General features: G+C 62.4%; 20 protein-coding genes and 1 tRNA gene. 15 read left to right on the forward strand and 6 right to left on the reverse strand.

What is annotated here, in order from left to right; all coding sequences use genetic code 11:
• The first annotated feature begins 64 nt into the window (after nt 1-64).
• The 7 genes from WOC76_RS07725 to WOC76_RS07755 all read left to right on the forward strand — a co-directional run bounded on the left by WOC76_RS07725 (nt 65) and on the right by WOC76_RS07755 (nt 9500).
• Complete coding sequence (locus WOC76_RS07725; protein ID WP_341107830.1) at nt 65-1261, forward strand: chemotaxis protein CheA; 1197 nt, start codon at nt 65-67, stop codon at nt 1259-1261.
• Entirely contained in the window at nt 1258-2094 is an 837-nt protein-coding gene (locus tag WOC76_RS07730; protein ID WP_341107828.1) for a CheR family methyltransferase, read from the forward strand. The genes WOC76_RS07725 and WOC76_RS07730 overlap by 4 nt, the downstream gene beginning before the upstream one ends.
• Nucleotides 2091-3152 carry a protein-glutamate methylesterase/protein-glutamine glutaminase gene (locus tag WOC76_RS07735; protein ID WP_341107826.1) on the forward strand — a complete coding sequence of 354 codons (1062 nt, stop codon included), beginning with the start codon at nt 2091-2093 and terminating at the stop codon, nt 3150-3152. The genes WOC76_RS07730 and WOC76_RS07735 overlap by 4 nt, the downstream gene beginning before the upstream one ends.
• A gap of 15 nt (nt 3153-3167) precedes the next feature.
• Nucleotides 3168-3725 (forward strand): chemotaxis protein CheW, encoded by a 558-nt coding sequence (locus WOC76_RS07740; protein WP_341431354.1) that lies wholly within the window; start codon nt 3168-3170, stop codon nt 3723-3725.
• 176 nt (nt 3726-3901) lie between these two features.
• Nucleotides 3902-5950, forward strand: a complete 2049-nt coding sequence (locus WOC76_RS07745; RefSeq protein WP_341431355.1) for a methyl-accepting chemotaxis protein — start codon at nt 3902-3904, stop codon at nt 5948-5950.
• 59 nt (nt 5951-6009) lie between these two features.
• On the forward strand, nt 6010-6411 hold the full coding sequence (locus tag WOC76_RS07750) for a response regulator (RefSeq protein WP_341107818.1): 402 nt from the start codon (nt 6010-6012) through the stop codon (nt 6409-6411).
• A 50-nt stretch (nt 6412-6461) separates the two neighbouring features.
• Nucleotides 6462-9500, forward strand: coding sequence for an Hpt domain-containing protein (locus tag WOC76_RS07755; protein WP_341431356.1), 3039 nt, complete (start codon nt 6462-6464; stop codon nt 9498-9500).
• 72 nt (nt 9501-9572) lie between these two features.
• Here WOC76_RS07755 and WOC76_RS07760 read toward each other — a convergent pair whose 3' ends face one another.
• Nucleotides 9573-10103 carry a restriction endonuclease gene (locus WOC76_RS07760; RefSeq protein ID WP_341431357.1) on the reverse strand — a complete coding sequence of 177 codons (531 nt, stop codon included), beginning with the start codon at nt 10101-10103 and terminating at the stop codon, nt 9573-9575.
• Between the two features lie 371 nt (nt 10104-10474).
• Here WOC76_RS07760 and WOC76_RS07765 point away from each other — a divergent pair, with 371 nt between their 5' ends.
• On the forward strand, nt 10475-10732 hold the full coding sequence (locus tag WOC76_RS07765) for a hypothetical protein (protein WP_341107815.1): 258 nt from the start codon (nt 10475-10477) through the stop codon (nt 10730-10732).
• An 89-nt stretch (nt 10733-10821) separates the two neighbouring features.
• Here WOC76_RS07765 and WOC76_RS07770 read toward each other — a convergent pair whose 3' ends face one another.
• The gene (locus tag WOC76_RS07770) at nt 10822-11100 is read right to left on the reverse strand and encodes a hypothetical protein (protein WP_341107814.1); all 279 of its coding nucleotides are present in this window, start codon (nt 11098-11100) and stop codon (nt 10822-10824) included.
• Nucleotides 11097-11825 carry a lipoyl(octanoyl) transferase LipB gene (lipB, locus tag WOC76_RS07775; RefSeq protein ID WP_341107813.1) on the reverse strand — a complete coding sequence of 243 codons (729 nt, stop codon included), beginning with the start codon at nt 11823-11825 and terminating at the stop codon, nt 11097-11099. Before lipB ends, WOC76_RS07770 begins: the two co-directional genes overlap by 4 nt.
• A gap of 290 nt (nt 11826-12115) precedes the next feature.
• Between lipB and WOC76_RS07780 the strand changes: the two genes are divergently transcribed.
• Together WOC76_RS07780 and WOC76_RS07785 are read left to right on the forward strand one after the other, a co-directional pair.
• Nucleotides 12116-12200: transfer RNA gene (locus WOC76_RS07780), tRNA-Leu, on the forward strand.
• 455 nt (nt 12201-12655) lie between these two features.
• Nucleotides 12656-13537 carry a hypothetical protein gene (locus WOC76_RS07785; RefSeq protein ID WP_341107812.1) on the forward strand — a complete coding sequence of 294 codons (882 nt, stop codon included), beginning with the start codon at nt 12656-12658 and terminating at the stop codon, nt 13535-13537.
• A 24-nt stretch (nt 13538-13561) separates the two neighbouring features.
• Here the strand turns inward: WOC76_RS07785 and WOC76_RS07790 are convergent, their stop codons facing one another.
• Entirely contained in the window at nt 13562-14446 is an 885-nt protein-coding gene (locus WOC76_RS07790; protein WP_341107811.1) for a polysaccharide deacetylase family protein, read from the reverse strand.
• Nucleotides 14447-14515: 69 nt separating this feature from the next.
• Here WOC76_RS07790 and mgtE point away from each other — a divergent pair, with 69 nt between their 5' ends.
• The 3 genes from mgtE (at nt 14516) to rpmF (ending at nt 17308) form a co-directional block, all read left to right on the forward strand.
• Nucleotides 14516-15925 (forward strand): magnesium transporter, encoded by a 1410-nt coding sequence (gene mgtE, locus WOC76_RS07795; RefSeq protein ID WP_341107809.1) that lies wholly within the window; start codon nt 14516-14518, stop codon nt 15923-15925.
• A gap of 52 nt (nt 15926-15977) precedes the next feature.
• Nucleotides 15978-17009 (forward strand): glycoside hydrolase family 25 protein, encoded by a 1032-nt coding sequence (locus WOC76_RS07800; protein WP_341107808.1) that lies wholly within the window; start codon nt 15978-15980, stop codon nt 17007-17009.
• A 110-nt stretch (nt 17010-17119) separates the two neighbouring features.
• Nucleotides 17120-17308 (forward strand): 50S ribosomal protein L32, encoded by a 189-nt coding sequence (gene rpmF, locus WOC76_RS07805; RefSeq protein ID WP_341107807.1) that lies wholly within the window; start codon nt 17120-17122, stop codon nt 17306-17308.
• 68 nt (nt 17309-17376) lie between these two features.
• On the opposite strand, the gene WOC76_RS07810 is transcribed toward rpmF, so the two are convergent.
• Nucleotides 17377-18180 carry an SDR family NAD(P)-dependent oxidoreductase gene (locus tag WOC76_RS07810; RefSeq protein WP_341107805.1) on the reverse strand — a complete coding sequence of 268 codons (804 nt, stop codon included), beginning with the start codon at nt 18178-18180 and terminating at the stop codon, nt 17377-17379.
• A 10-nt stretch (nt 18181-18190) separates the two neighbouring features.
• Nucleotides 18191-18685: a tellurite resistance TerB family protein gene (locus WOC76_RS07815; protein WP_341107804.1), complete on the reverse strand. Its 495-nt coding sequence runs from the start codon at nt 18683-18685 to the stop codon at nt 18191-18193.
• 188 nt (nt 18686-18873) lie between these two features.
• On the opposite strand from WOC76_RS07815, the gene WOC76_RS07820 reads away from it, so the two are divergent.
• Both WOC76_RS07820 and ahcY read left to right on the forward strand, forming a co-directional pair.
• The gene (locus WOC76_RS07820; RefSeq protein WP_341431358.1) at nt 18874-20607 is read left to right on the forward strand and encodes a SulP family inorganic anion transporter; all 1734 of its coding nucleotides are present in this window, start codon (nt 18874-18876) and stop codon (nt 20605-20607) included.
• Between the two features lie 230 nt (nt 20608-20837).
• Nucleotides 20838-22244, forward strand: coding sequence for an adenosylhomocysteinase (ahcY, locus tag WOC76_RS07825; RefSeq protein ID WP_341107799.1), 1407 nt, complete (start codon nt 20838-20840; stop codon nt 22242-22244).
• Nucleotides 22245-22531: the final 287 nt, after the last annotated feature.

Consider the following 22531-nt stretch of genomic DNA (forward strand, 5'->3'; position numbering starts at 1 on the left):
CCTGTGCATCACGAGTTGAAAAATGGGGCATCAACCGGCGCCGCCATGATAAGGGAAGCAAACCGTGTCTTCAGCAAGAGAAGCTTCTGCGGCGACCACAAGCCAATTGCGCGTGTCTGCGCAAAAAGTCAGTCGCCTCATGGACCTTGTGGGCGAACTCAGCCTGAGCGTCTCTGACACAATTCACAGTTCCGACCTATCCGATCTCGATCTGACGAATTTCGAGAAATCAGCTCATCGCCTCAAGCTGGTCCTGCGCGAGGTACAGGAGGCGGCTGCCGAACTCCGCCTCGTGCCTATTGGGGACGTTTTTCAGCGTATGGGTCGGTTGGTGCGCGAACTTGAGCGCCAAACCGGAAAGGAGGTCGATCTCGAGGTTCATGGCGAGGAGACTGAAATAGACAAAATTGTTGTCGACCAGCTCTTCGAGCCGCTCGTTCATGTCGTACGTAACTGCGTGGATCATGGGCTAGAGCCCCCCGACGAACGCATTACCAACGGAAAGCGTCGCCGAGGGAAGATCGCGCTTTCGGCGGCTCAGGTAGGCGGGGACATTCAAATAACGATCGCCGACGATGGGCGTGGTCTCAACAGGGCCAAGATACTGAAGCGCGGACGTGAAGGAGGATTGATCGGTTCGGACGAGGAACCGGACGATCGGGACCTCTGGCAAATCATATTCAAGCCTGGATTTTCAACCGCCGAGGCTGTGACCAACCTGTCGGGACGTGGGGTTGGGATGGATGTGCTCGATAATACCATCAAGCGACTGCGGGGTCGTATCCTCGTCGATAGCGTCTGGGGCTCGGGAACAAGGGTTATCCTCTCCATTCCGCTCTCCCTGGCTTTCATTGATAGTCTTGTGATGCGGGTTGGCGAACGATTGTTCGCGACGCCTATTACCGCTGTTGCAGAGATTTTCAGGCCTGTCGCCGAGCAATTGACTGTCATGACAGCTGATGGCGGGGGAGAGTTGGTGAAGGTCAGAGAGGCGCTCGTGCCGATTTGCCGTCTCGAGCGTTTCTACGGCGAGGCCCATGAATCGGACATGCTCGTCAACAAGATCATCCTGGTTTTCCAGACAAGCCAGGGAAAAATCGGGGTGCCTGTCGACGAGCTCTTCGATCAGCAGCAGATCGTGATGAAACCTCTCCAGGGGCATCTGGAGAGAATAAGGGCAAGTTTCGGTTGTGCTCTACTCGGCACTGGTGAAGTCGCCATGATGCTCGATAGTGAGAAGCTCACGGAAATCGTGCTGTGACAGTAGACGCCTGCAAAGCGCTCGCCGTAGCGAATGACGGTCTCGATGCAAATCGACGCCTTGAGGCATGGCTGCATGATCGTTGCGGTCTTCATTTCGGCGAGGCTGATCTTGGGCTCATGGGACAGCGGCTCGCCCGGGTCGTGGAACAGTTCGGTTTGCAAGGTCTCGGCGAACTAGCTCGGGAAATCGAACGCGACAAAAACCATGAACTGACAGCGGCTGTTGTGCATGCCGCATCGACGAACCACACGTATTTCTTTCGAGAGATGGATACGCTCGACTTCTATCGGCGCCATCTGTTCGACCTTGCGAAAAGCCAGGGAGAAATTCGAGTTTGGAGCGCCGCGACATCGACGGGAGACGAGGCCTATACATGCGCAATCATTGCTGTCGAGGCCCTCGGGCTGGAAGAGGCCCAGGAACGGGTGAAGATACTTGGGACTGACATTAGCGCGCCCGTCATCGAGACGGCGGAGCTGGGGATCTATCGCAGACCGAACCTAGAATACACCCCCGATCATCTGAGGCCGCGATTCTTCCGGCCACTGGCCGACGGGCGAGTGGCGGTGTCGGACGATATCAAGAGGATGTGCACGTTTCGACGCATGAATTTGAAGCATCGTCCCTATCCCTTCCAGAAGAAGTTCGACATCGTCTTGTGTCGCAACGTTCTCTACTATTTCCGGATACCGACCCAGAGGGAGGTCTTGCATTCGGTTCATGAAGTCGTTCAGCCAGGCGGCATCCTGCTGACAGATGTTAGTTTCACCCTGCGCGATCTTCGGGTTCCCTGGAACACGGTCCGTAGCGGGGCGCACAGGAAAATATGATGAACGCGCTTCCGAATCGACCCGTGAGGGTTCTGGTCATCGACGACTCGGCACTCGTGAGAAAAGTTCTCGCCGACGGCTTGTCGCGAGACCCCGAGATCGAGGTTGTCGGGCAGGCAAATGACCCCTATCGCGCGCGAGATTTGCTGGTGGACCTGAGGCCAGACGTTGTGACTCTCGATGTAGAGATGCCGCGCATGGATGGTGTGACATTTCTGAAGCAATATATGCGCGCCATTCCGACGCCGACAGTGATGATCAGCTCCTTTACTCAACAGGGAAAGGGCGTGACGCTCGAGGCGCTCGCCGCCGGCGCCGTTGATGCGATCGCAAAACCCAGCATCGGGTTGGTGGACCAGTTACCAAACATGTTGAGCGACATTTGTCGTCGGGTGAAGGACGCAGCGCGAGTGGACGTGTCGCGTTTTGGGCGCATCAGATTACGGCCGTTGGAAAAGGTCGCGCCGGTGGTCGAGGCGGCTTGCCCGAAACTAATTGCGATTGGCGCTTCGACAGGAGGCGTAGAGGCGCTCAGCCACATCATGCCAGCTTTTCCCGCGAATAGCTCGGGCATCGTTGTGGTTCAACATATGCCTGCCGGGGTCACGTCGAAATTCGCGGAGCGCCTCAATGGCATGTCCGCAATGCGCGTGAAGGAGGCGGAGGATGGCGAACGCGTATGTAAAGGGCTTGTCCTCGTCGCGCCCGGCGGGGCCAAGCACATGACGGTCGTTCGGTCGGGGTGTGATTATCGGATCGTTCTTGTCGATGGGCCCGAAGTGAATTTCTCGCGTCCGGCAGTTGACGTGCTTTTCAATTCTGTCGCCCAGGCCGCAGGGCGTCATGCCGCTGCGGCGTTGTTGACAGGCATGGGTCGTGACGGGGCGGAGGGGTTACTTGCAATCCGAAACGCGGGCGGGAGAACCTTCGTACAGGATGAGGAAACCTCGGTGGTCTATGGCATGCCCAAGGCGGCGAGCGACTTGGGGGCGGCCGAGGCGGTGGTTGCTTTGCAGAAAATTCCAGGTTTGCTCACAAGAGCGATCAAACGAGACTAAAGATGGAGAATGTCGATGGCTGAAGCTTCCACGGGAGATGCAACCGCAGGTAATTCGCCCGAGCGCGCAATGGAAAGCGACTCTGCGGAATTGATCTTCAACGACGAAAATAACATAGACGATATGTACCTCACTTTCGGCGTATCCGGCGAGGAATATGGTCTCGGGATCGCTTTTGTGACTGAGATCGTTGGCATGCAAAAAGTCATGCCGGTGCCGGATGTTCCCGCCTTCATCAAGGGTGTAATCAATCTGCGCTGCAAGGTCATCCCTGTGATGGATGTTCGGCGGCGTTTTGATATGGACGAGAAGCCATATACGGAACGCACTGTCATTATCGTACTGGACGTGAGCGCCGTTCCGATTGGCCTTGTCGTCGACAATGTCAGCGACGTGCTGGAAATCCCCCCCTCGCAAATCGACCCGGCGCCGAAGTTCGGATCAGGACGTTCGCATGACAGTCTGATCAGGGGACTCGGTAAATCCGGCGACCGGGTTGCGGTGATCCTGGATATTCGACGGCTCGTCGGGGAAGGTCACGGGGACGCCGGGGAGGGAGCGTCCCTGCAATGACGCCAGATGAAATCAGAGATTCGATCGACGATCAGAACCAGCCTTTTGAGCGGGCGGAGGAGGCCCCTCCGCCGGATGAACCCGCCGCTCCTGAGGGCGAAGGTGGTTGTGAGGCTCCCATAAGCGTTTCGGGCTCCGTGGCCCGATTTCAGTCAAGTGAAGAGAAGGAACTCATCATGTCAAATGCAGACAACAATCAGGCTGTCAGGGAAATTCTGCGCGCGATTCGCGCGCTGAAGAACAGCGACTTCAGCGTTCGCGCCGATTCCTCGTCGGCGAGCGGCGAGTGGGCTGAGGTCATCGGAGAGCTGAACGCGGCCCTCGATACAGCAGGTCCCGATATTACGCAGACTCAGCGTATCCGTCAGGCGCTCGACAATGCGAGCGACTCGTTGATGATCGCGGACGCTGACTGCCGTATTTTTTACGCCAATCGATCGGTTCTCGACATGCTGGCGGCGGCCGAGGCGGATGTCCGCAAGGACTTGCCCAACTTCAGCGCCAGCAAGATTTTGGGCTCCAATATCGACATCTTTCACAAGAACCCTGCGCATCAACGGCGGCTTCTCGATAATCTGACGTCGATTTACAATACGCAAATCAGCGTCGGCGGCCGGAGTTTTGCGCTCAAGGCCTCTCCGATCTTCGACAAGAACGGCAAGAAGGTCGCGATCTCCGTCGAATGGATCGACAAGACGAGCGAGAAACGTATCGAGAAGGAAATCGTCGTCGCCATCGACGCGGCGGGCCGTGGCGATTTTTCGCGGCGTGTGGATATGAGCGGCGCGGAAGGCGTCTTCAAGCTTCTCGGTGAGAGCATCAACCGGCTCATCGAACTCACAGGCAGTGCGCTTGTAATAATTGGGGGGGGCCTTAACCGGGTAGCGAAGGGAGATCTTACAAAGGGAGCAGAGACGGCGTTGGAGGGAGCGTTCGGTTCTCTTCAGAATGATGCCGAGCAGGTTCGCGTCAGTCTCATGTCCATGGTGGAGGACGTGAATAGGCTGGCGAGAGCGGGCGCCGAGGGTCGCCTTCAGGAGCGCGCCGACGCAAGGCGCCATCAGGGCGATTTCCAGAAAATCGTCGAGGGGATCAACGAGACGCTCGATGCGCTTGTCGATCCGATCAAGAATATCGCCAAGGCAGTCGAAGCTCTTGGGCGAAACGATGTCGGCGTTACGCTCGAAGGCGACTTCCGCGGGGATTTCCTGGCGGTCAAGAATGCTTTCGACGCGGCGATGGCCGGGATCAACAATACGCTCTACAGGATCGTTGACTCGGTGGAACAGGTCGGTATTTCGGCCGATCAGCTGAACTCCGCCTCTCAGAACATGGCTTCTGTATCTGAGGAGCAGGCCGCGGCGGTTCAGGAGGTGACGTCGAGTGTGACGGAGACCAATACGCAGGTTCAGGCGAACACCGAGAACGCGAATTCGGCGAACCAGCTCGTGATCAGCGCCTCCCAGGCCGCCAATCAGGGGCAGGCGAAGATGGAGGACATGAACGAAGCGATGAACGCGATCAGCGCCTCGGCCCAGAGCATTGGCAAGATCATCAAGGTCATCGACGAGATTGCTTTCCAGACGAATCTCCTTGCGCTCAACGCCGCTGTCGAGGCGGCGCGGGCAGGACAGCATGGGCGAGGGTTCGCCGTTGTCGCTCAGGAGGTGAGGAACCTCGCCGGGCGCAGCGCGAAGGCGGCGCGTGAAACGGCCGAGATGATCGAAGATTCGGTCAAGCGCGTGAACGAAGGCGTCGCCATCGCCAAGGAAACCCGCGAAGCGCTGGATCAGATTGTCACCAATGTGGTGAGGGTCAAGGATCTGGTGGCTGAGATCGCGGTTGCGAGCGCCGAACAGTCGCGAGGCATATCGCAGATCAATGTTGCGATGAATCAGGTCAGCAAGGCTTCGCAGGAAGGCAGCCAGCAGGCGGAAGAGCTCGCCGCATCTTCCTCCGAATTGAGCAAGCTCGCCGAGTCGATGAGCGAAAGCGTGCGTCGCTTCAAGCTGCGTGAGCGGGCTTCGGCGGGTGCGCTGGGTCTACCGGGGCTCAACGGGATGACTGCTGAAATGGTCGAGCAGCTGAAGGCTCTCCTGGGAAATCAACAGCGGGCCGATGTCGCCGCGCCGGCGAAGGTTGCGGCTGCGGGGGGAAGGCCGAGAAAGAATGCGAGCGCGATCATTCCGCTGGACCAGGATGAGCGGGGCTTCGGCGGGTTCTGAAGGCCATCAATACGCAGCCGGGCGGGGCGCCCGGCTCACTGCGAGAGCAGGAGAGATCGATGCATAAGGTGATGGTTGTGGACGATTCCGCAATGATGCGGGTCGTGATCTCCAACTTCGTCTCGTCCCTTCCCGACTTCAAGGTTGTGACCTCGGCGGAGAATGGCAAGGCGGCGCTGGAACAGCTCGCGAAATTCCCGGATCTCAATCTGATCCTTCTCGATATCGAGATGCCAGGGATGAACGGGCTCGAGTTTTTGCGGCACGCCAAGATGAAGACGAGGGCGAAGGTGGTGATCCTGTCCTCCGTCGCGTCGGCAGGGTCGAAACAAGCATCGGAAGCGCGGTCGCTCGGGGCGGACGCGATCATCACGAAGCCGTCCGGCGCCGTTTCCATGGATCTGGCGGACAAACGCGGCGCGGAGCTTGCCCGCGTGATGTCGCTCGTGCTCGCCGCCTGATCTGGCCGCAGGGGTTTTCCAGCATAATACAGTCGAGGGAGATAGCCGCTTTGTCCGAAGATATTGACGAAATCTGGGCGTTGTACGCCGACGATGGCGCCCAGTCGCTCGATACGGTCGAAGCGGCGCTCCTCAGATTGAGGGGCGACCACCGAGACGGCGAGGCGATTGCAGAGCTTTTCCGGGCGATGCACACGTTCAAGGGAAATTCCAGGTTAATCGGTCTCGTCAGGATCGAGACCTGCGCGCATCTTGCGGAGGACCTCATCGGTCTCGTCCGCGACGAAGGCGTGCAGATGGACGCAGAGCTGCTTGATCTCCTTCTGGAAGCAGGCGATCGTCTGCGGGAGATGATGGAAAGCGCAGTTGTGTCTCGCAGGGATCCGGAGGAGTCGGTCAGCGAGTCGATCTGCGCGCGAATGAAAAGCAAGTATTCCGCGCTACGTGGGGAAGGGGATGGGCGGGAGGCGGCTGAGGCGCCGGCTCTCGCACCAGCCGGGACGCCCGAGAACCAGGTCGAGAACGAGACGTTCGAGACGGCTGTACTCTTCGGACCTCCGCAAGACAATCTCGCAAAGGATCCGCTCTACCTGAAAATCTTTCTCGAAATGGCGCGCGACGCAATCACGAGGATCGCTCTCACGTTGCAATCGCGTGAGGAGGACGGAGAGGCGCGCGGGGAGTCGATTCGCAACGCGGCCGGCCTTCTCAGCGAAGCGGCCGGTCGTATCGGCTTCGTAGAATGGCAGGAGCTCGCTGACGCCTTTTCGAGAGAGGCGGCGAATGAGAACCGCCTAGCGGCGCTTCTAGAGCAGGCGGAAGAGCTCTACCAACGTAGCGGAGGCGAGAGGGAGGCGCAGCAGGGATCGCCTGCGCCGGCGCCGGACCAGCCCTATGACGCGGGGGCGTTTCTGAAGGAAATCGCGCCCCATCTCGACAGTCTCTGCAAGACGGTGACGGAGGGTGAAACACTCGAGAAATGCGACATCGCCGATTTTTGCGATCCCATCAAAAGGGCTGCGTCGCGGCTTGGTTATATTCGCATCGTGGAGACCGTCGCCGCGCTGCCGTCTTCTCTGCGCGACGCCATACGGTTCGAAACGCTTCTGTTTCGCCTTTATGAAGATCTCTCGCTGATCCGGGAAGTCGAAATCGGCGGCGCCGACTCGGTGGCGATCGAACGGGCTTCGCGCCTTCTCGAGACTTGGTACTCCACCCATTTGCCGGCGGCGCTTTCGGACCTTGCCGAGGCTCTCCATGGGCAGGCGGATGAGATTGACTGGAACAGGGTCGTCGCCTGCCAGGAGCGCATTCATCGGGCCTGCCGCTGTCTGAAACTCGATACGCCGGGGCGGGTCGCGGTCGCCTTGCTCGACCTTGCCGCTCGCGTCGCTTCCGGCGAAATCCCGCCGGATCCGCTACTGCTGAGCACAATGAAGTCCTTCAACGAGGCCGCCAGATCGGCGGTGAACTCCGCGAGCGACGAGGCGATGAGGCGCCTGCTTGGCGAGACCGCGGAGGTGACGGAGGCCTTGAGCGGCGCGGCGCCGGTGCGTTCGATCGAGCATCTGCTTCATTTGCCGGCAAGTTTCCAGGGGGTCCTGTCGCCAGAAAGCGCGCGGTCGGCGGCGGAGCGGTTGGCCTCCGGCGACCGATTCTACATCATCCGCGCGGACATCGATCCGCAGCCCGAACTCGCGAACAAGTTCTTTGACTGGACGAATGCGAGCGGCAAGATCATCGGCTGCGTGACGGTCCCTGCGGATCGGCCCATTTTCGACTTTCTCATCGCCGCACCGCTCGAGTCGGACGGCATTTCCACAGAGCTCCTGCAACTCGATCCTGACGGCGAGGCCCTTCGCGTCATAGACGAGATCAATCATGCGGCGGTAGGAATGGGGCCGCATGGCGAGGGAACCGGGGTCGAGAGATTCGACGCGGAAGCGGACAAGTCGTCCGCCTCTTCGACTGAAATGCTCGAAACGATCGACGAAATCGTAACCGGGCACGGCGCGATGCGCGAGATCATCTCGAGCTTCGACAAGACGCGGGTGCTGGGAGTGTTCGACGCCGCGATGGCGGACGGCGGTTCGAATTGGACCAAGGCGCGCGAAACCGTTCATCGACAGTTGCAGGACTGGCAAGAGGACGTCGACCGGCTCCTGCAACTCGAGAAACAGCTGGAAAAGCGGCTGCGTCAGCTTCAGGAGGATACGGTCGGGGCCCGGATGCGGTCCGCTTCTCCGCTGCTGCAATATCTCGTCGATTACGCGGCTGCTGGAGCCCAGCGTCATGGGCGCGCGCTACGTTTCGCACCCTTCAATCAGAACGAACCCATCGACGCCGATCTCCTGGATCTGCTCTCGGACCCGATGCGGTCGCTGATCTCGATTTCGATCGCACATAGCATCGAGCCTCCGGCGGCGCGCGTCGGGAAGGGGAAGGCGGCCGAAGCCGAGATGCGGCTTGGCGTCATGCGTTTTCTGGACCGGGTGGTGGCGACGGTCGAAGATGACGGCGCTGGCCTCGAGGCGCAGGGCGCCGGCACGGCCGTGGATGCGGTGCGCGCATCCATGCGCAGCCGAGGGGGCGACGTCGTGGTCGGCGCATCTCAGTCCGGTGGGTTGCGCGTCGATGTCATTCTGCCTTTGTCCATGTCCGTGCTGGCGGGCATGATCGTGCGCGCCGGCGCGGTCATGTATATCGTTCCACTCCACTCGATTCAGCGGATCGTGCACTCGGGAGGCAGAGACCTCGTCTATCTGTCGGCGGGCAGCCGCACGATCAACCTCAAACTCGGTCCGGACAGGCTGGTTCCGATCCGTTTCCTCTCGGATAGTTCCGAGACCCGGGCGCATCTCCTGGCGCCGGGGGGCAGGACCGAGGACGAGAGATATCTCTTTGTTATCGCGGAAGCGGAGTCCACCCATTTCGCATTGTCCATCGACGAGGTGGTCGGCGAGCAGCTGGTGATCGTGCGGCCGATGAAAGGCTATCTGTCCGCGATCCGAAACGTGATGGGCTGCGCTCTGCTCGCCAATGGCGAAATCGGGATGGTGCTCGATATGGCGTCCATCGGGGCGGACTGAGGCTCTCCGTCGGATGAGGCGCCGGGCGGGTTGCCGCGCGGCGCAGGCGGACGGCGGGAGCGCGACCTGCCGTCACTGCTGCAATAGCCTGTCTATCCTGTGTAGCTGCGAGTGGTGTAGCAGCAATACCCTGTTGGAGGCGGCCAGGCGCTCCGCCGCTCGCGTGTAGCCGTTCGTCGCCACGACCACCCCCCTCTGGGCGTCTTCATGCGCGATGGCGGCTACAATTTCCTGAACCGCCCGGTTGCCCACAGGCTTCCGATATTTCTTGCACTGGACGACAATGCGCGCCCCACGTTTCTCTGCGACAATATCGACGCCCTGATCTCCGCTTGCCCGCGTGACGCGTGCGGCCCATCGGCTCTCCCTGAGCAGGGCGGCGCAGTAGTGCTCATATTCCTGCGGGGTCATATTAGCGTCAAAGTGCGCCTGGGCGATTTGCTCATATACGAGGACCGCCAGGTGGAGGAGGCCGAACAGGGCGAGGGCCATGAAGGCCAGTCCCGGCGCATTGGGCCAGTAGGGGCCCGCAAGACAGGCGAACAGGGCGATCCAAACGATCCATTTCGTCGCTGCGCGGTTTTGTCCTTGGTGGCGCGACATTCGCCGGTTGCAACCTTTCTTTGGAAACCAGACGCAGAAATTCTTGGCCAGAAAATCCTTGGCCAGAAAGTCCCTGGCTCAAAAATTTCTGGCGCGGTTCCTTGGCCGACGCCGCCCCGAGAAGGCGGATTGACGGTCGTTTGTTAACAAATTTATCGACGAAACAGAAGTTTGTAGAGGGGGACGATGCGCGCATCCGGCTCGTTTCGCTTCCTCTAGTTGACATTTGAGAGCAGAAAACAATTTAAGGTTTCTATCGGCGATTGGAGTGGAGGCCTTTCCAAAAATAATGGCAAAAATAATGGAAAGTGTTATTTACAAACTTATAGATCGGGCCTATTAACACGTCGTCGGGACATTAAGAGGACAAGATGCAATTAACTTCCGCCGAGGCCGCTCAGCTCAAAAAGATAATCGCGATCGCCGAAGCGCTTCTTGAAAAAGCTGGCGCCAAGCAGGAGAAAGGCGGTCGCTCCGAGGGCGGTAATGGAACCAGAATTCGCCGCTCAGGTAAGGATTTGGCGGCTTTTCGCAAAATGCTGAAAGCCGAACGCAAAGCCGGCGTTCCGGTCGCGAAATTGGCGAAGAAGCATGGGATCAGCCCTTCCTATATCTATCAGCTGGGTTGATATTAACACTTGCGCCGGATGGGTTGGCGCAGGGTCGCCGCCAATTTGCGCGTGAGCGCTTTCAAAAGCCTGAGAGACGGTCTGGTCGATCAGATCATGAGCGAGCGAAGGCGCGGCCGCTTGCCTGAAGGGGCCGCTTTTTGCACGTACGGGTGGAGGCGTAGCGATCCGACGCCGCCCGGATTGGCGCGCTTGCCCGTCAACTCCTTGCCCATCAACTCATTATGATACTCGTTTTGAATTAAGACGACGCCGATTTCAGTTCGGGTGGGCCACCGCCGCGGCTGCATGAGCAGAACGCAGATTGGCGAGGGCGTGACATTGGCAATAACGAGACGCAGATCCTTTGTCAGGCCGCGCGGCATCATGCCACGTCGCCAAAAATTGCGTCAAAATGCCGCAGAAGCGCGGCGTCTACATCCGTCATGCGCGCTGGATGGCCGATATCCGCGAGGCTGGTGACCCCCAGATGTCGCTCGCGCACGCCGCAGGGCGCGATGCCGGAGAAGTGAGAGAGGTCAGGCGCGACATTGAGCGCGACGCCATGAAAGCTTACCCACTGGCGTAAACGCACGCCGATCGCGGCGATCTTGTCTTCGGCGGGCTCGCCCGCGACGCCGGGTGGTTTGTCCGGTCGCGGAACCCAGACGCCGACACGCGCCTCGCGCCGCTCGCCCGCGACGCCGAAATCGGCAAGGGTGGCGATCAGCCAGGATTCGAGTCCGCAGACATAGGCGCGCGCGTCCCTGCGGCGGCGGGCGAGATCGAGCATGACATAGGCGATCCGCTGGCCGGGCCCATGATAGGTGAATTGACCTCCCCGCCCCGTGCGGTGAACGGGAAAGCGCCGGTCGAGCAGGTCGGCGTCTCTCGCGGAGGTTCCGGCGGTATAGATCGGCGGATGTTCGAGCAGCCAGACGCATTCAGGCGCCTCGCCCCGGGCGATGCGCGCCGCCCGCCTTTCCATTTCAGCGACGGCTTCCTCATATTCGACGAGATCTGTGCTCGCCCGCCATTCCACGGGGGGCGCTCCAGGGGCGGGCCGCAGCGTCGCGCAGATCGATTCGCGGGGCAAAGGGCAGCCGGCGTTCATGTCTTGGCGTCTCCCATCACGCGATCAGGTAAAGGCCTCCGCTACGAGATGGCCCAGCATGGCGCTTATTCGGCATTTAGGAACGGAAGGCCGGCGCCGACAGGGCCGGGGCCTTTCATCCTGGGGAAAGAATGACAAGGCCGCTCCTGAAAAAAGGGTGGGGTCTTTTGCAAGCCGTGTTCCGCGCCGTCAGCGCGCCTCGCGAAACCATGCACACGCCCTTGTCATCGCCCTGCCGATTTGTTACAGGCTGCGCGCCGGCGCTTCGCAGCTTGCGATCAGCGCCCCGTGCGGCCGTGGCGGAATTGGTAGACGCGCTAGCTTGAGGTGCTAGTTGGGAAACCAGTGGAGGTTCGAGTCCTCTCGGCCGCACCAATAAATCGCGCAGTCTCCGCTCCAACGCGGCGGAGGGGCTCGCTCTCTCGGCTCTCCCTTCAAACCTTCAGCGACGACGCAGATTTCTTCCCCGCACGCGTCGGATCGTCTGTTTTTGCTCCATCCGCAGCGACGGGCTCATTTGCCGGCCGCTCGCTTTGTGCTGGCCAGTCTGCGGAGCGCCGATGGGGCGCGGGGGCTTTTCGGGAGCCTCTTGCCGCATGATGGGCAGGCTGGCGTGCGGGAGCCTGGGCAAAGTACAGCCACATTTCCATACCCATGATGTGTATCAAACTGGCGCAAGGGAGGGCGAGAGACCCCCGGACGCCGGTGGCTGGGGGCAAATCATCCCGGGAGAGAAGTCCCGGTAGCTGGTCGGATCGAGACGCGGCGCCTGGGCGCTGCGCGACACGCGCAAAGGCGCGTTCCCGACCGAGGTGCCCGGAGTAAACAGTATGAGCGTATTTTATGAGAACAATGGCCGTAAGCACGGCTATGAGTCCGACGTCCCGCATTCCCGCTGGGCGCGCAGGGAGCGGGAAGACCTGCCGCTGTGGGGCTTTTCCTATAATCATGCCGAGGGCGTCGTTCATCTTCTGCTCGCCTTCAGCATCGTCGGCGGCGCCGCCGCGATCCTGAGTTCCGGAGTCTTCGCTCCGGACGCCGCGCAGGCTTCAAGAGTGGAGGCGCGGGCGGCGTCCGTTGAGCGCCTCCCGCAGCAGCGGAGCGAAACCCAGCCCGCAGCTCAGCCGAGGGCTGAGGCGGAGGCGGCGCCCCCGCCGCCGGCGAGGGCTCAATCCGGGCAGGCCGACGCGCGGTCCGCGGCGCCGGCGGATCCAACTGAGAAACCGACGGCGTCTCTGATCGATTCGCGGCCGTTGGCCGAAATCGGCGCTACGCCCGAAAAGGCGCCTGAGCCGCTTGCGCCGCCCGCGGCGACGCTGCGGGAAAAGCTCGAACCGGGCGAGGATGGGGCGCAAAAGGCCGCGGCCGCCGCCCCTCCGCCTGTCATCGAGGCCGCCCCTGCGCGAGCCGAGGAAGCGCCCGCGCCGGAGGCGGCGCCGGTCCCGCCCCGTGCGGAGGCGAAATCAGAGGACCGAGGGCGGATCGCGCATTGCTATCTGAAGCTTGCGGGGCGCGTGCAGTCGAGCGGCTCCTGCCGGGTCCGGCGCACCGAAGAGTCCGTGATCCTCGAACTGCCGGGCAAGCCGCTCGAAATCGCCCATGCCCATGGCCGGGTGTGGACGGCGGCGCTCGGCGGCCGCGCCCTGGGCAATGTCTATCGCAGCGGCTCCTGCTGGGGCGCGCGCGGTTTCTACGCCTGCGAGAAGGGCTGACGCCGCGGCCCCGTCTGCGGGCGACTACTGCTCGCCCGCCGGATGCCGATGCCCGTCCGCCCCGGGGTCCGCTCCCTGGGGCGACTTGCTTTTGCCCGCGAGCGTCCTGGCGATGATCGGCTCGGTCGTCGAAGCCCATCCGGGCCCCGCCTCGACGACCGGCGTCTCTCCGGCGCCCGGCGCGATGTGCGCCAGCCGGTAGCCGCGCGCCTTGAGCGCCCGCAGAAAATCGGGAAGCATCTGCGCCGTTTGCGCCTTGGAATCGTGGAAGAGCACGATTCCCTTGCCCGCCTTCTCCAGCCGCGACATCACGAGGTCGAGCTCGCCCTTCGGCGACATGGGCGACCAGTCGGAGGCCCACAGATCCGAGCCGAAGATCGTGTAGCCCCTGTCTTCGAGATACCGCACGAGCGCGGGCGTGTCGGCGAAGCCGGGGAAGCGGAAGAAGGGCGCCGTCTCGCCGCCGAGCGCCCGCTCGACGGCCTTGATCCCTTTCTCGATGTCCGCCTTGGCGTCGGCGTCGTCGAGAAGCCGCAGCGTATTGGCGGGATGGCTGTAGGAGTGGTTGCCGATCGTATGGCCTTCGGCGGCGGCGCGCTTGACCATCGCCGGCGCCTCTTCCGCATTGCGGCCGATGACGAAGAAGGTCGCACGCGCGCATTCCTTCGCCAGCGCGTCCAATATGCGCCCGGTTGGGGCCGCCGGCCCGTCGTCGAAGGTCAAAACGACCTCATGGTCTTCCAGATCGAGCGTGCGCGGATAGCTCTGCAAGCCGAGCGTCGTTCCCTTTGGGCCGATGGAGATGGTGCGGGAAACGCCGAGCGCCTCCGGCCCGCACTCCCGGGCGGCGGCGGGCGCGGCGGCGATTGTCAGCAGGGTGAGGATGGCGGCGCGGGAAAAGTAGATCATATCCGTTTTGCCGGTTTGCTTCCGCGCGCGCGCGGGGTAAGAGCCTTGAGCCTTGTAGCGGGAATCGGCATGCCACTCGACCAGGAAGAAACGGCGGCGGGCGCCGAGGGTTTTCGCGAAGAGCGCGGCGGGCTGGACGCCGATTTCGTCTTCGAGGTGGAGGCCGCCATCGCCCTCGGAGACGCCGCCAGGGTCCATGAACTGGTCGGCGGGCTTCACGAGGCCGATGTCGGCGCGCTGCTGGAACTCCTGAGCCACGAGGCGCGCCCGCGACTCGTCGAGCTGATGGGCTCGGCATTCGACTTTACCGCGCTCATGGAGGTGGGGGAAGCCACCCGCGAGGATATTCTCGAGGAGCTGCCGGTCGAGACGCTCGTCGAGGGCGTGCGCGAACTGGAAAGCGACGACGCCGTCGCCATTCTCGAAACGCTCGAGCCTGCGGAGCAGGCGGAGGTGCTCGAGGCGCTGCCCGCGCAGGAACGCATCGTCCTGCGCCGCTCGCTCGATTATCCGGACGACTCGGCCGGCCGTCTGATGCAGACGACGCTCATCGCCGTGCCGCCCTTCTGGACGGCCGGGCGCGTGCTCGACTTCTTCCGCGAGACCGATGGCGACGCTTTGCCGGACAGTTTCTTCGAAGTCTTCGTCGTCGATCCCGGCTACCACCTGCTCGGCACGGTCTTTCTCGATGCGCTGGTGCGGGCGAAGCCCGCCGCCCGGCTCGACGAGATCATGCAGGCCGACCGGCGGCGGGTGAAGGCGACCGAGGACGGCGCCGAAGCCGCGCGGCTGTTCGAGCGATATAATCTCGTCTCGGTTCCGGTCGTGGATGAATCCGAGCGGCTCGTGGGCGTGCTCACCATCGACGACATCGTCGACGTCATTCAGGAGCAGGCGTCCGAAGAGATCAAGGCGCTCGGCGGCGTCAATCCGGAAGAAGAGCTCACGGACGATTTCTGGTGGATCGCGCGCAGCCGTTTCGCGTGGCTTTTCATCAATCTGCTGACGGCCTTCGTCACGTCGACGGTGTTGAAGACGTTCCAGTCGCAGCTCCAGCAGATGGTCGCGCTCGCGGTTCTTGGACCGATCATTGCGGGGCAAGGGGGCAATTCCGCAACCCAGACGATGACTGTCGCCGTGCGCGCCCTCGCAACCCGCGAGCTCAACCGGGCGAATGCGGTGAAAATTATTTTCCGCGAGCTCGCCATCGGCGCCGTCAACGGCGCCGCCTTCGGGCTCGTGACGGGAATCGTCGCCGCAAACTGGTTTCAGAATGTCGGCCTGTTGCCCGTTATGGCTCTGGCGATGTTTACGAATCTCGTCGCCGGCGCCTTCGGCGGCATCATCGTGCCGCTCGTCTTCGACCGCTTCAAGTTCGACCCGGCCGTCTCCTCAGGGCCGTTCGTGACGACCATTACCGACGTCGTCGGATATGGCGCCTTCCTTACAATCGCCAGCATCTGGTTTCATCTCGATTGATCGGATCGCGGGTTTTAACGCTTCGTTACGGGCTGAGGGGTAATTTGACGGAATGGGCTCGTTGAATTCTTCAGTATTGCGTATCTCCGCGCTCGCTTGCGTTGCGGCCAGCGCGGCGACCCTCGTCGCTTGCGGGAGCGCCTATGACCCCGGCTACGCCCGGCATCCGCGCTTCGCCACCAGCGCCCCGCTCGTCAACGCCAAGAAGGACCCGAGCTTCCTCGCCTATGCGGTGCCGGAGTCCGATCTTCACCTGTTCCCTGCGACCCGCAGCGCCGAATTCGACGTCCATGGCGTCGACGTCTCGAAATATCAGGGCGATATCGATTGGGAGCAGGTGCGCAATTCAGGCGTCGCCTTCGCCTATATCAAGGCGACCGAGGGCGGCGACAAGACCGACTCCAAGTTTCAGTACAATTGGGCGGCCTCCAAGGCCGCCGGCGTGCCGCGCGGCGCCTATCACTTCGTTTATTGGTGTCGACCGCCGCACGAGGAAATCGCCAATTTCGCCTCTGTCGTGCCCAATGAGCCGGACGCCCTGCCGCCGGTGCTCGACGTGGAGCCGACGCCGGAATCCAAGAGCTGCAAGCGCACGCTCTATCGGGAGGAGGCGATCCGCGACATGCGCCTGATGCTCGAGGCGATGGAGCGCCACTACGGCAAGAAGCCGGTCATTTATTCCTCGGTCGACTTCTATCAGGCGATTCTCCAGCCCGACGCGCTGTCGGAATATCCGATCTGGGTGCGCTCGACGAAATATCATCCCAAAGTGCGCTACGGCGACCGGAAGTGGACCTTCTGGCAATATCGTTCGGACGGCCGCGTGCCGGGCATCGTGGGCGCCGTCGATCAGAACACCTTCAACGGCACGCATGATCAATGGCGCAGCTGGCTCGCGGCCCAGACCGGCATGAGGGCCGCGCCCGTCGCGGCGGCGACCCGGCACGGCGACGAGCGCAGCGCCAACAAGCTCATCGAGGACGATCCGGCGATGATCAAGGGCGCCGAAAAGGGCGCCTATGATAAGGACGGCGCCGCGCCGACGCCGCCGGCGGCGGTCGACGGCCCGCCGGACAAGGGATAATGCCTTCCAGCGGCTAGCCAAGCGCGTCGAATTCGCGTATAGGGCCGCATCAGTTTCCGCCGCGCTGGGGCGAACCCGCGCGGCCTTAGCCGTTCAGTAGAGAGAAGCAAATGGCCGTTCCGAAGAGAAAAGTCTCCCCGATGAAGCGGGGCTTCCGTCGTTCCGCCGACGCCCTGAAGGCGCCGACCTATGTCGAGGACAAGGATTCGGGCGAGCTGCGCCGTCCGCATCACATCGACCTGAAGACCGGCATGTATCGCGGCCGTCAGGTGCTGAAGGTCAAGGCGGCGGAGGAATAAGAGGCGCCTGACGCCGAACAAAAAAGCGGGCTCTGCGGGGCCCGCTTTTTTGTTTTGAGGACGGCTGCTCAGCGCCGTTGCATCTGCGCGGCGCCGAGAATCGGCAGCAGCAGCGCGCGGGGCGACAGCCGTGCGCCCCAGACCATGAGTTTGTTGGCCATTCCCGGCACGACGACCCGCTTTCCGGCCATCAGCCCTTCATAGCCCTGGCGGGCGACTTCCGAGGCGGGAATGAGCGCGGGCTTCACGGCGGCCATCATGCCGTCGAAGTTCATGCCGGCGCGGGCCTGAAAGCCGGTTTCGACCGGGCCGGGGCACAGGCAGGAAACGTTGACGCCGGCGGGCTTCAATTCATGCGACATCGCCTCGCTGAATGAACGCACGAAGGCCTTTGTCGCATAATAGACGGCGAATCCCGGCCCCGGCATGAAAGAGGCGACGGAGGCGACGTTCAGCACGCCCCCCTTCGTCGTGACGAGCGACGGCAGGAATCGCAAGGTGAGCTCTGTCAGCGCGCGGATGTTGAGGTCGATCATGTCGAGCTGCTCGGCTCGGTCCAGCTCCGCCGCCGCGCCAATGAGCCCGAAACCCGCGTTGTTGACGAGATATTGCGCGCAGAGCCCGGCCTCGGCGAGGCGCTGTTCGAGCGCAGCCGAGGCTCCGTCCGACAGGAGGTCGAGTTCGATCACGGTGGGGCGGCTTCGCCCGCTGGCCGCGATCTCGTCGGCGAGGGCCTCGAGTCGGTCGCCGCGGCGTGCGACAATCGCCACCTCGTGGCCGTTTTCGGCGAAGACGCGGGCGAGAGCCGCGCCAATTCCCTCCGACGCGCCGGTGACGATGGCGGAGGGGCGGGCGTTTTGCAAATCGGTCATGTTACGAAGATCACTCCTTGGGGCGATACCAGGTCTCCTGCTGTGGCGCCTCGAGGTTTTCGCGCGCCTCACGGCGCAACTCGACGCGCTCGCGCGTGGAGACCCCGAGCAGTTCCGCGACGCGCCAGACGACATTTTCCTCGAATTCATGCACCGAGCCGTCGGCGTGGGCCATGTCCCACAACATGCCGATTACCTGCCGGCGGCCATCCTCGTCGAGACGGCGCTTTAGCACGCTGGTGAAACGATAGAGGTCAACAGCTTCTCTCTCGCTCTCGAAGGCGTTGGCGATGACTTTTCCCGCCTCTTCGGGGGAGAGGCCGAAGCGCGCCTCGACCAGCTCCTGAATGCGCGCCCGCTCGTCGGTGTCGAAATCGCCGTCGATCGAGGCGATGTGCACGAGAAGCGCGGCCGCCGCGAGCTGATAGTCGGCGGCCTCGAAGGGCTTGGGCCCTTCGGCCTCGCCCGTGAGCTCCGCGATGAAGGATTTGAGAAGATCGAGCATGTGCGTTCCGGGCTGCCGGCCAGTGTGGCGTCCCGTTTGCTATAGAGCAGCGGAGAGCCAAAGGGTAGCCGAGCCGGATGCGCCAGCCAGCCGGGCGGCCCACGTCAGGGTCGCTCAAAATTTAGTCGGTTTGCTGCGGATTTAGGCGTCTCCCGAGCTTGGCGTAGGATTATGACAAGGGGATGACAGTGACGGCCGAGATGAACGTCATCCGCGTCGCAGACTGCGACGCAAGCGCGCGGCGTCCCTGGAGGGATCATTCCAAGTCCATGACCAGTTACGCTTTCCAACGAGCGGAGCTTCCGCTGACGGGCCTCGCGGGCTTGAAGCAGAATTGGCGTCAGGACGCCGTGGCCGGCTTCCTCGTCTTCCTCATCGCGCTGCCGCTCTGCCTCGGCATCGCCATGGCCTCGGGCTTCCCCCCTCAGGCCGGCGTGATCACGGCCATTGTCGGCGGGCTTCTCGTCTCGCGCATCAACGGCTCTTTCGTCACGATCAATGGCCCGGCCGCGGGCCTCATCGTCGTGGTCCTCGCCTCCGTTCAGGACCTCGGCGCGGGCGACGCCATGGCGGGCTATCGCTACACGCTGGCCGCGATCGTCTGCGCCAGCGTGCTCCAGACGGCCATGGGTCTTTGCCGCGCGGGCAAGCTATCGGCGTTTTTCCCGTCCTCCGCCGTGCATGGCATGCTCGCCGCCATCGGCATCATCATCATGTCGAAGCAGCTTCACGTCATGCTCGGCGTCAAGCCGGACGCCGACACGCTGTTCCAGACCATCGCCGCCATTCCGGCGAGCCTGCGGGACATGAACCCGGAGGTTGCGACGATCGGCGGCGTCGGCCTGCTGATCCTCATCGGCTGGACCCTCGTCACGAACCGCTATGTGAAGATGATCCCGGCGCCGCTCGTCGTCGTGATCGTCGGCATGGCGCTCGGCCAATATTTCGATCTCGACGACGAGCACATCTTCCTCTTCCTGCCGGACACGGCCTACCTGCCGCATCACGAATTCACGATTGGCCCCAAGTTCCTTGTCGCGATTCCGAATAATTTCCTCGCGAGCTTCGCCTTTCCGGACTTTACGCCGATCTTCTCGCTCGTCTTCTGGCAGCAGGTCTTCGCCATCTGTCTCGTGGGCAGCCTCGAAACGCTGTTGAGCGCCGCGGCCGTCGACAAGCTCGATCCCTATAAGCGCACCTCGGACCTCAACCGCGATCTCGCGGCGGTCGGGCTCGGCAACATCGTCTGCGGGCTCATCGGCGGCCTGCCGATGATCGCGGAAATCGTCCGCAGTTCAGCCAATTGCACCAATGGGGCGCGCACCGGCTGGGCGAATTTCTTCCACGGCGCCTTCCTGCTCCTCTTCGTGGCGCTCTTTCCCAAGCTCATCCACGAAATCCCGCTGGCCTCGCTCGCCGCGCTGCTGGTCTTCACCGGCTTTCGCCTCGCCTCGCCGAGCGTCTTCAAAAAAACGCTCGCCATCGGCTGGGACCAGCTCGGCGTCTTCTGCATCACCATCGTCGGCGTGCTGGCGACGGACCTCATCATCGGCGTCGCCATCGGCGTCGTCGCGGAACTGGTCTTCCACCTCTATCGCAGCGTCAACTGGAGCGAGGTCCTGCGCCTGCGTCTCGAAATCGAGGAGAAGGAGCCGGAAGTCTTTCACGTGCGGCTCGGGGGCGCGGCCTTCTTCGCCAATGTTCTGGCGCTCAAGAAGGATCTGGCGCTGCTTCCGCGCGGCAAGACCGTGGTTTTCGACGTTTCCGAGACCTCGACGATCGACCATACGGTCATGGAGTTCCTCCACCACTATTGCGAGGACTATGAGCGCGCCGGCGGCGCGGCCGAACTTTACGGCCTCGACAATCACGCCTCGAAATCCAGCCATCCGCTCGCGCCGAGGAAACGCACGGCGGCGTAAGTCGCCGGCTTGCCGGGGGGGGGCGGGCGAGGCGCTCGCCCCGGCCTCGCTCGTTCATATTCTCCGTTCTTTGAGCCGCCCTGGCCTCGGCCAGGGCGTTCTTGCGCTCGCGGGGCGGCCGGTCGGATTTGACATAAACAAATCTTTATATCTTTATTGCCTTCTGTGGCCGCCGCTGTTATAGGCGCGGCTTGCGCCGGGACGCCGGCCTCCCCGAGCAGAGGACTCGCATGACCGCCCATTTCAATGATTATGCCGTCACCGACATTTCCCTGGCCGACTGGGGCCGCAAGGAAATTGCGATCGCCGAAACCGAAATGCCGGGCCTGATGGCCACGCGCGCGGAATATGGCCCGTCGCAGCCGCTGAAGGGCGCCCGCATCGCCGGTTCGCTGCATATGACGATTCAGACGGCGGTGCTGATCGAGACGCTGAAGGCGCTCGGCGCCGATGTTCGCTGGGCCTCCTGCAACATCTATTCGACGCAGGATCACGCCGCCGCCGCGATCGCGGCGGCCGGCACGCCGGTCTTCGCGCGCAAGGGCGAGAGCCTCGAGGATTACTGGGACTACACCCACAAGATCTTCGAGTGGAGCGACGGCGGCTGCCCGAACATGATCCTGGACGACGGCGGCGACGCCACGCTGCTTATCCATCTCGGCCTGCGCGCCGAGAACGGCGACACCGCCTTCCTCGACAAGGCGACCAATGAGGAAGAGGAAGTTCTCTTCGCGGCGATCAAGAAGCGCCTGAAGGCCAATCCGGGCTGGTACAAGCGCAACGCCGAAGCGATCAAGGGCGTCACCGAGGAGACGACGACCGGCGTGCATCGCCTCTACATCATGCAGAAGGAGGGCAAACTCCTTTGGCCGGCGATCAACGTCAACGACTCGGTCACCAAGTCGAAGTTCGACAATCTCTATGGCTGCCGCGAGTCGCTCGTCGACGGCATCCGCCGCGGCACCGACGTGATGATGGCTGGCAAGGTGGCCTGCATCGCGGGCTATGGCGACGTGGGCAAGGGTTCGGCCGCTTCGCTCCGCAACGCCGGCTGTCGCGTGCTCGTCACTGAAATCGATCCGATTTGCGCCCTGCAGGCCGCGATGGAAGGTTATGAGGTGACGACGATGGAGGACGCCGCGTCGCGCGCCGACATCTTCTGCACCGCGACGGGCAATGTCGACGTCATCACCATCGACCACATGCGCGCCATGAAGGACCGCGCCATCGTCTGCAACATCGGCCACTTCGATTCCGAGATTCAGGTCGCCGGCCTGCGCAATCTCAAGTGGCACAATGTGAAGCCGCAGGTCGACGAGATCGAGTTCCAGGACGGCAAGCGCATCATCCTGCTGTCGGAAGGCCGTCTGGTGAATCTCGGCAACGCCACCGGCCACCCCTCCTTCGTGATGTCGGCGTCCTTCACCAACCAGACCCTCGCCCAGATCGAGCTCTTCACCAAGCAGGGCGAATATGGGAAGGAAGTCTACACGCTGCCCAAGCATCTCGACGAGAAGGTGGCTTCCCTCCATCTCGACAAGATCGGCGTCAAATTGACCAAGATGACCGATCAGCAGGCCGCCTATCTCAACCTGCCGGTCAGCGGCCCGTTCAAGCCTGAGCACTACCGCTACTGAGGCTCGAGCCTGGCGGTTCGCCGCCGGCCTCCGCTTGCGGTCCCGCTCCCTGGAGCGGGGCCGCTTTTTTATGCGTCCCCTGCACAGAAACACGATTCCGTTTTCGCTGAACGCGTTCTAGATTGAGACGAATCGTAGTAAGCGTCGCGGGCGTGAGCGCAACAGTGCCGGCCATTCGGCCGCGCTTGTACATGCTTCAGCTTCAGGCGGTCCTGCGGCGTCGTGCGTGCGGTTTTCTGCTTCGGCTCAAGACCCATTCTTGCGCATTTGTTTTCCGTGTCGTGTTT

The organism is Methylocystis sp. IM3 (assembly GCF_038070105.1).
Classification (GTDB): domain Bacteria; phylum Pseudomonadota; class Alphaproteobacteria; order Rhizobiales; family Beijerinckiaceae; genus Methylocystis.

Coding starts and splice junctions, on each gene's coding strand:
- WOC76_RS07735 (WP_341107826.1), top strand. CDS start 2,091: ATGATGAACGCGCTTCCGAATCGACCCGTGAGGGTTCTGGTCATCGAC.
- WOC76_RS07740 (WP_341431354.1), top strand. CDS start 3,168: ATGGCTGAAGCTTCCACGGGAGATGCAACCGCAGGTAATTCGCCCGAG.
- WOC76_RS07745 (WP_341431355.1), top strand. CDS start 3,902: ATGTCAAATGCAGACAACAATCAGGCTGTCAGGGAAATTCTGCGCGCG.
- WOC76_RS07750 (WP_341107818.1), top strand. CDS start 6,010: ATGCATAAGGTGATGGTTGTGGACGATTCCGCAATGATGCGGGTCGTG.
- WOC76_RS07760 (WP_341431357.1), bottom strand. CDS start 10,103: ATGTCGCGCCACCAAGGACAAAACCGCGCAGCGACGAAATGGATCGTT.
- WOC76_RS07765 (WP_341107815.1), top strand. CDS start 10,475: ATGCAATTAACTTCCGCCGAGGCCGCTCAGCTCAAAAAGATAATCGCG.
- WOC76_RS07770 (WP_341107814.1), bottom strand. CDS start 11,100: ATGATGCCGCGCGGCCTGACAAAGGATCTGCGTCTCGTTATTGCCAAT.
- lipB (WP_341107813.1), bottom strand. CDS start 11,825: ATGAACGCCGGCTGCCCTTTGCCCCGCGAATCGATCTGCGCGACGCTG.
- WOC76_RS07785 (WP_341107812.1), top strand. CDS start 12,656: ATGAGCGTATTTTATGAGAACAATGGCCGTAAGCACGGCTATGAGTCC.
- WOC76_RS07790 (WP_341107811.1), bottom strand. CDS start 14,446: ATGATCTACTTTTCCCGCGCCGCCATCCTCACCCTGCTGACAATCGCC.
- mgtE (WP_341107809.1), top strand. CDS start 14,516: ATGCCACTCGACCAGGAAGAAACGGCGGCGGGCGCCGAGGGTTTTCGC.
- WOC76_RS07800 (WP_341107808.1), top strand. CDS start 15,978: ATGGGCTCGTTGAATTCTTCAGTATTGCGTATCTCCGCGCTCGCTTGC.
- rpmF (WP_341107807.1), top strand. CDS start 17,120: ATGGCCGTTCCGAAGAGAAAAGTCTCCCCGATGAAGCGGGGCTTCCGT.
- WOC76_RS07810 (WP_341107805.1), bottom strand. CDS start 18,180: ATGACCGATTTGCAAAACGCCCGCCCCTCCGCCATCGTCACCGGCGCG.
- WOC76_RS07815 (WP_341107804.1), bottom strand. CDS start 18,685: ATGCTCGATCTTCTCAAATCCTTCATCGCGGAGCTCACGGGCGAGGCC.
- ahcY (WP_341107799.1), top strand. CDS start 20,838: ATGACCGCCCATTTCAATGATTATGCCGTCACCGACATTTCCCTGGCC.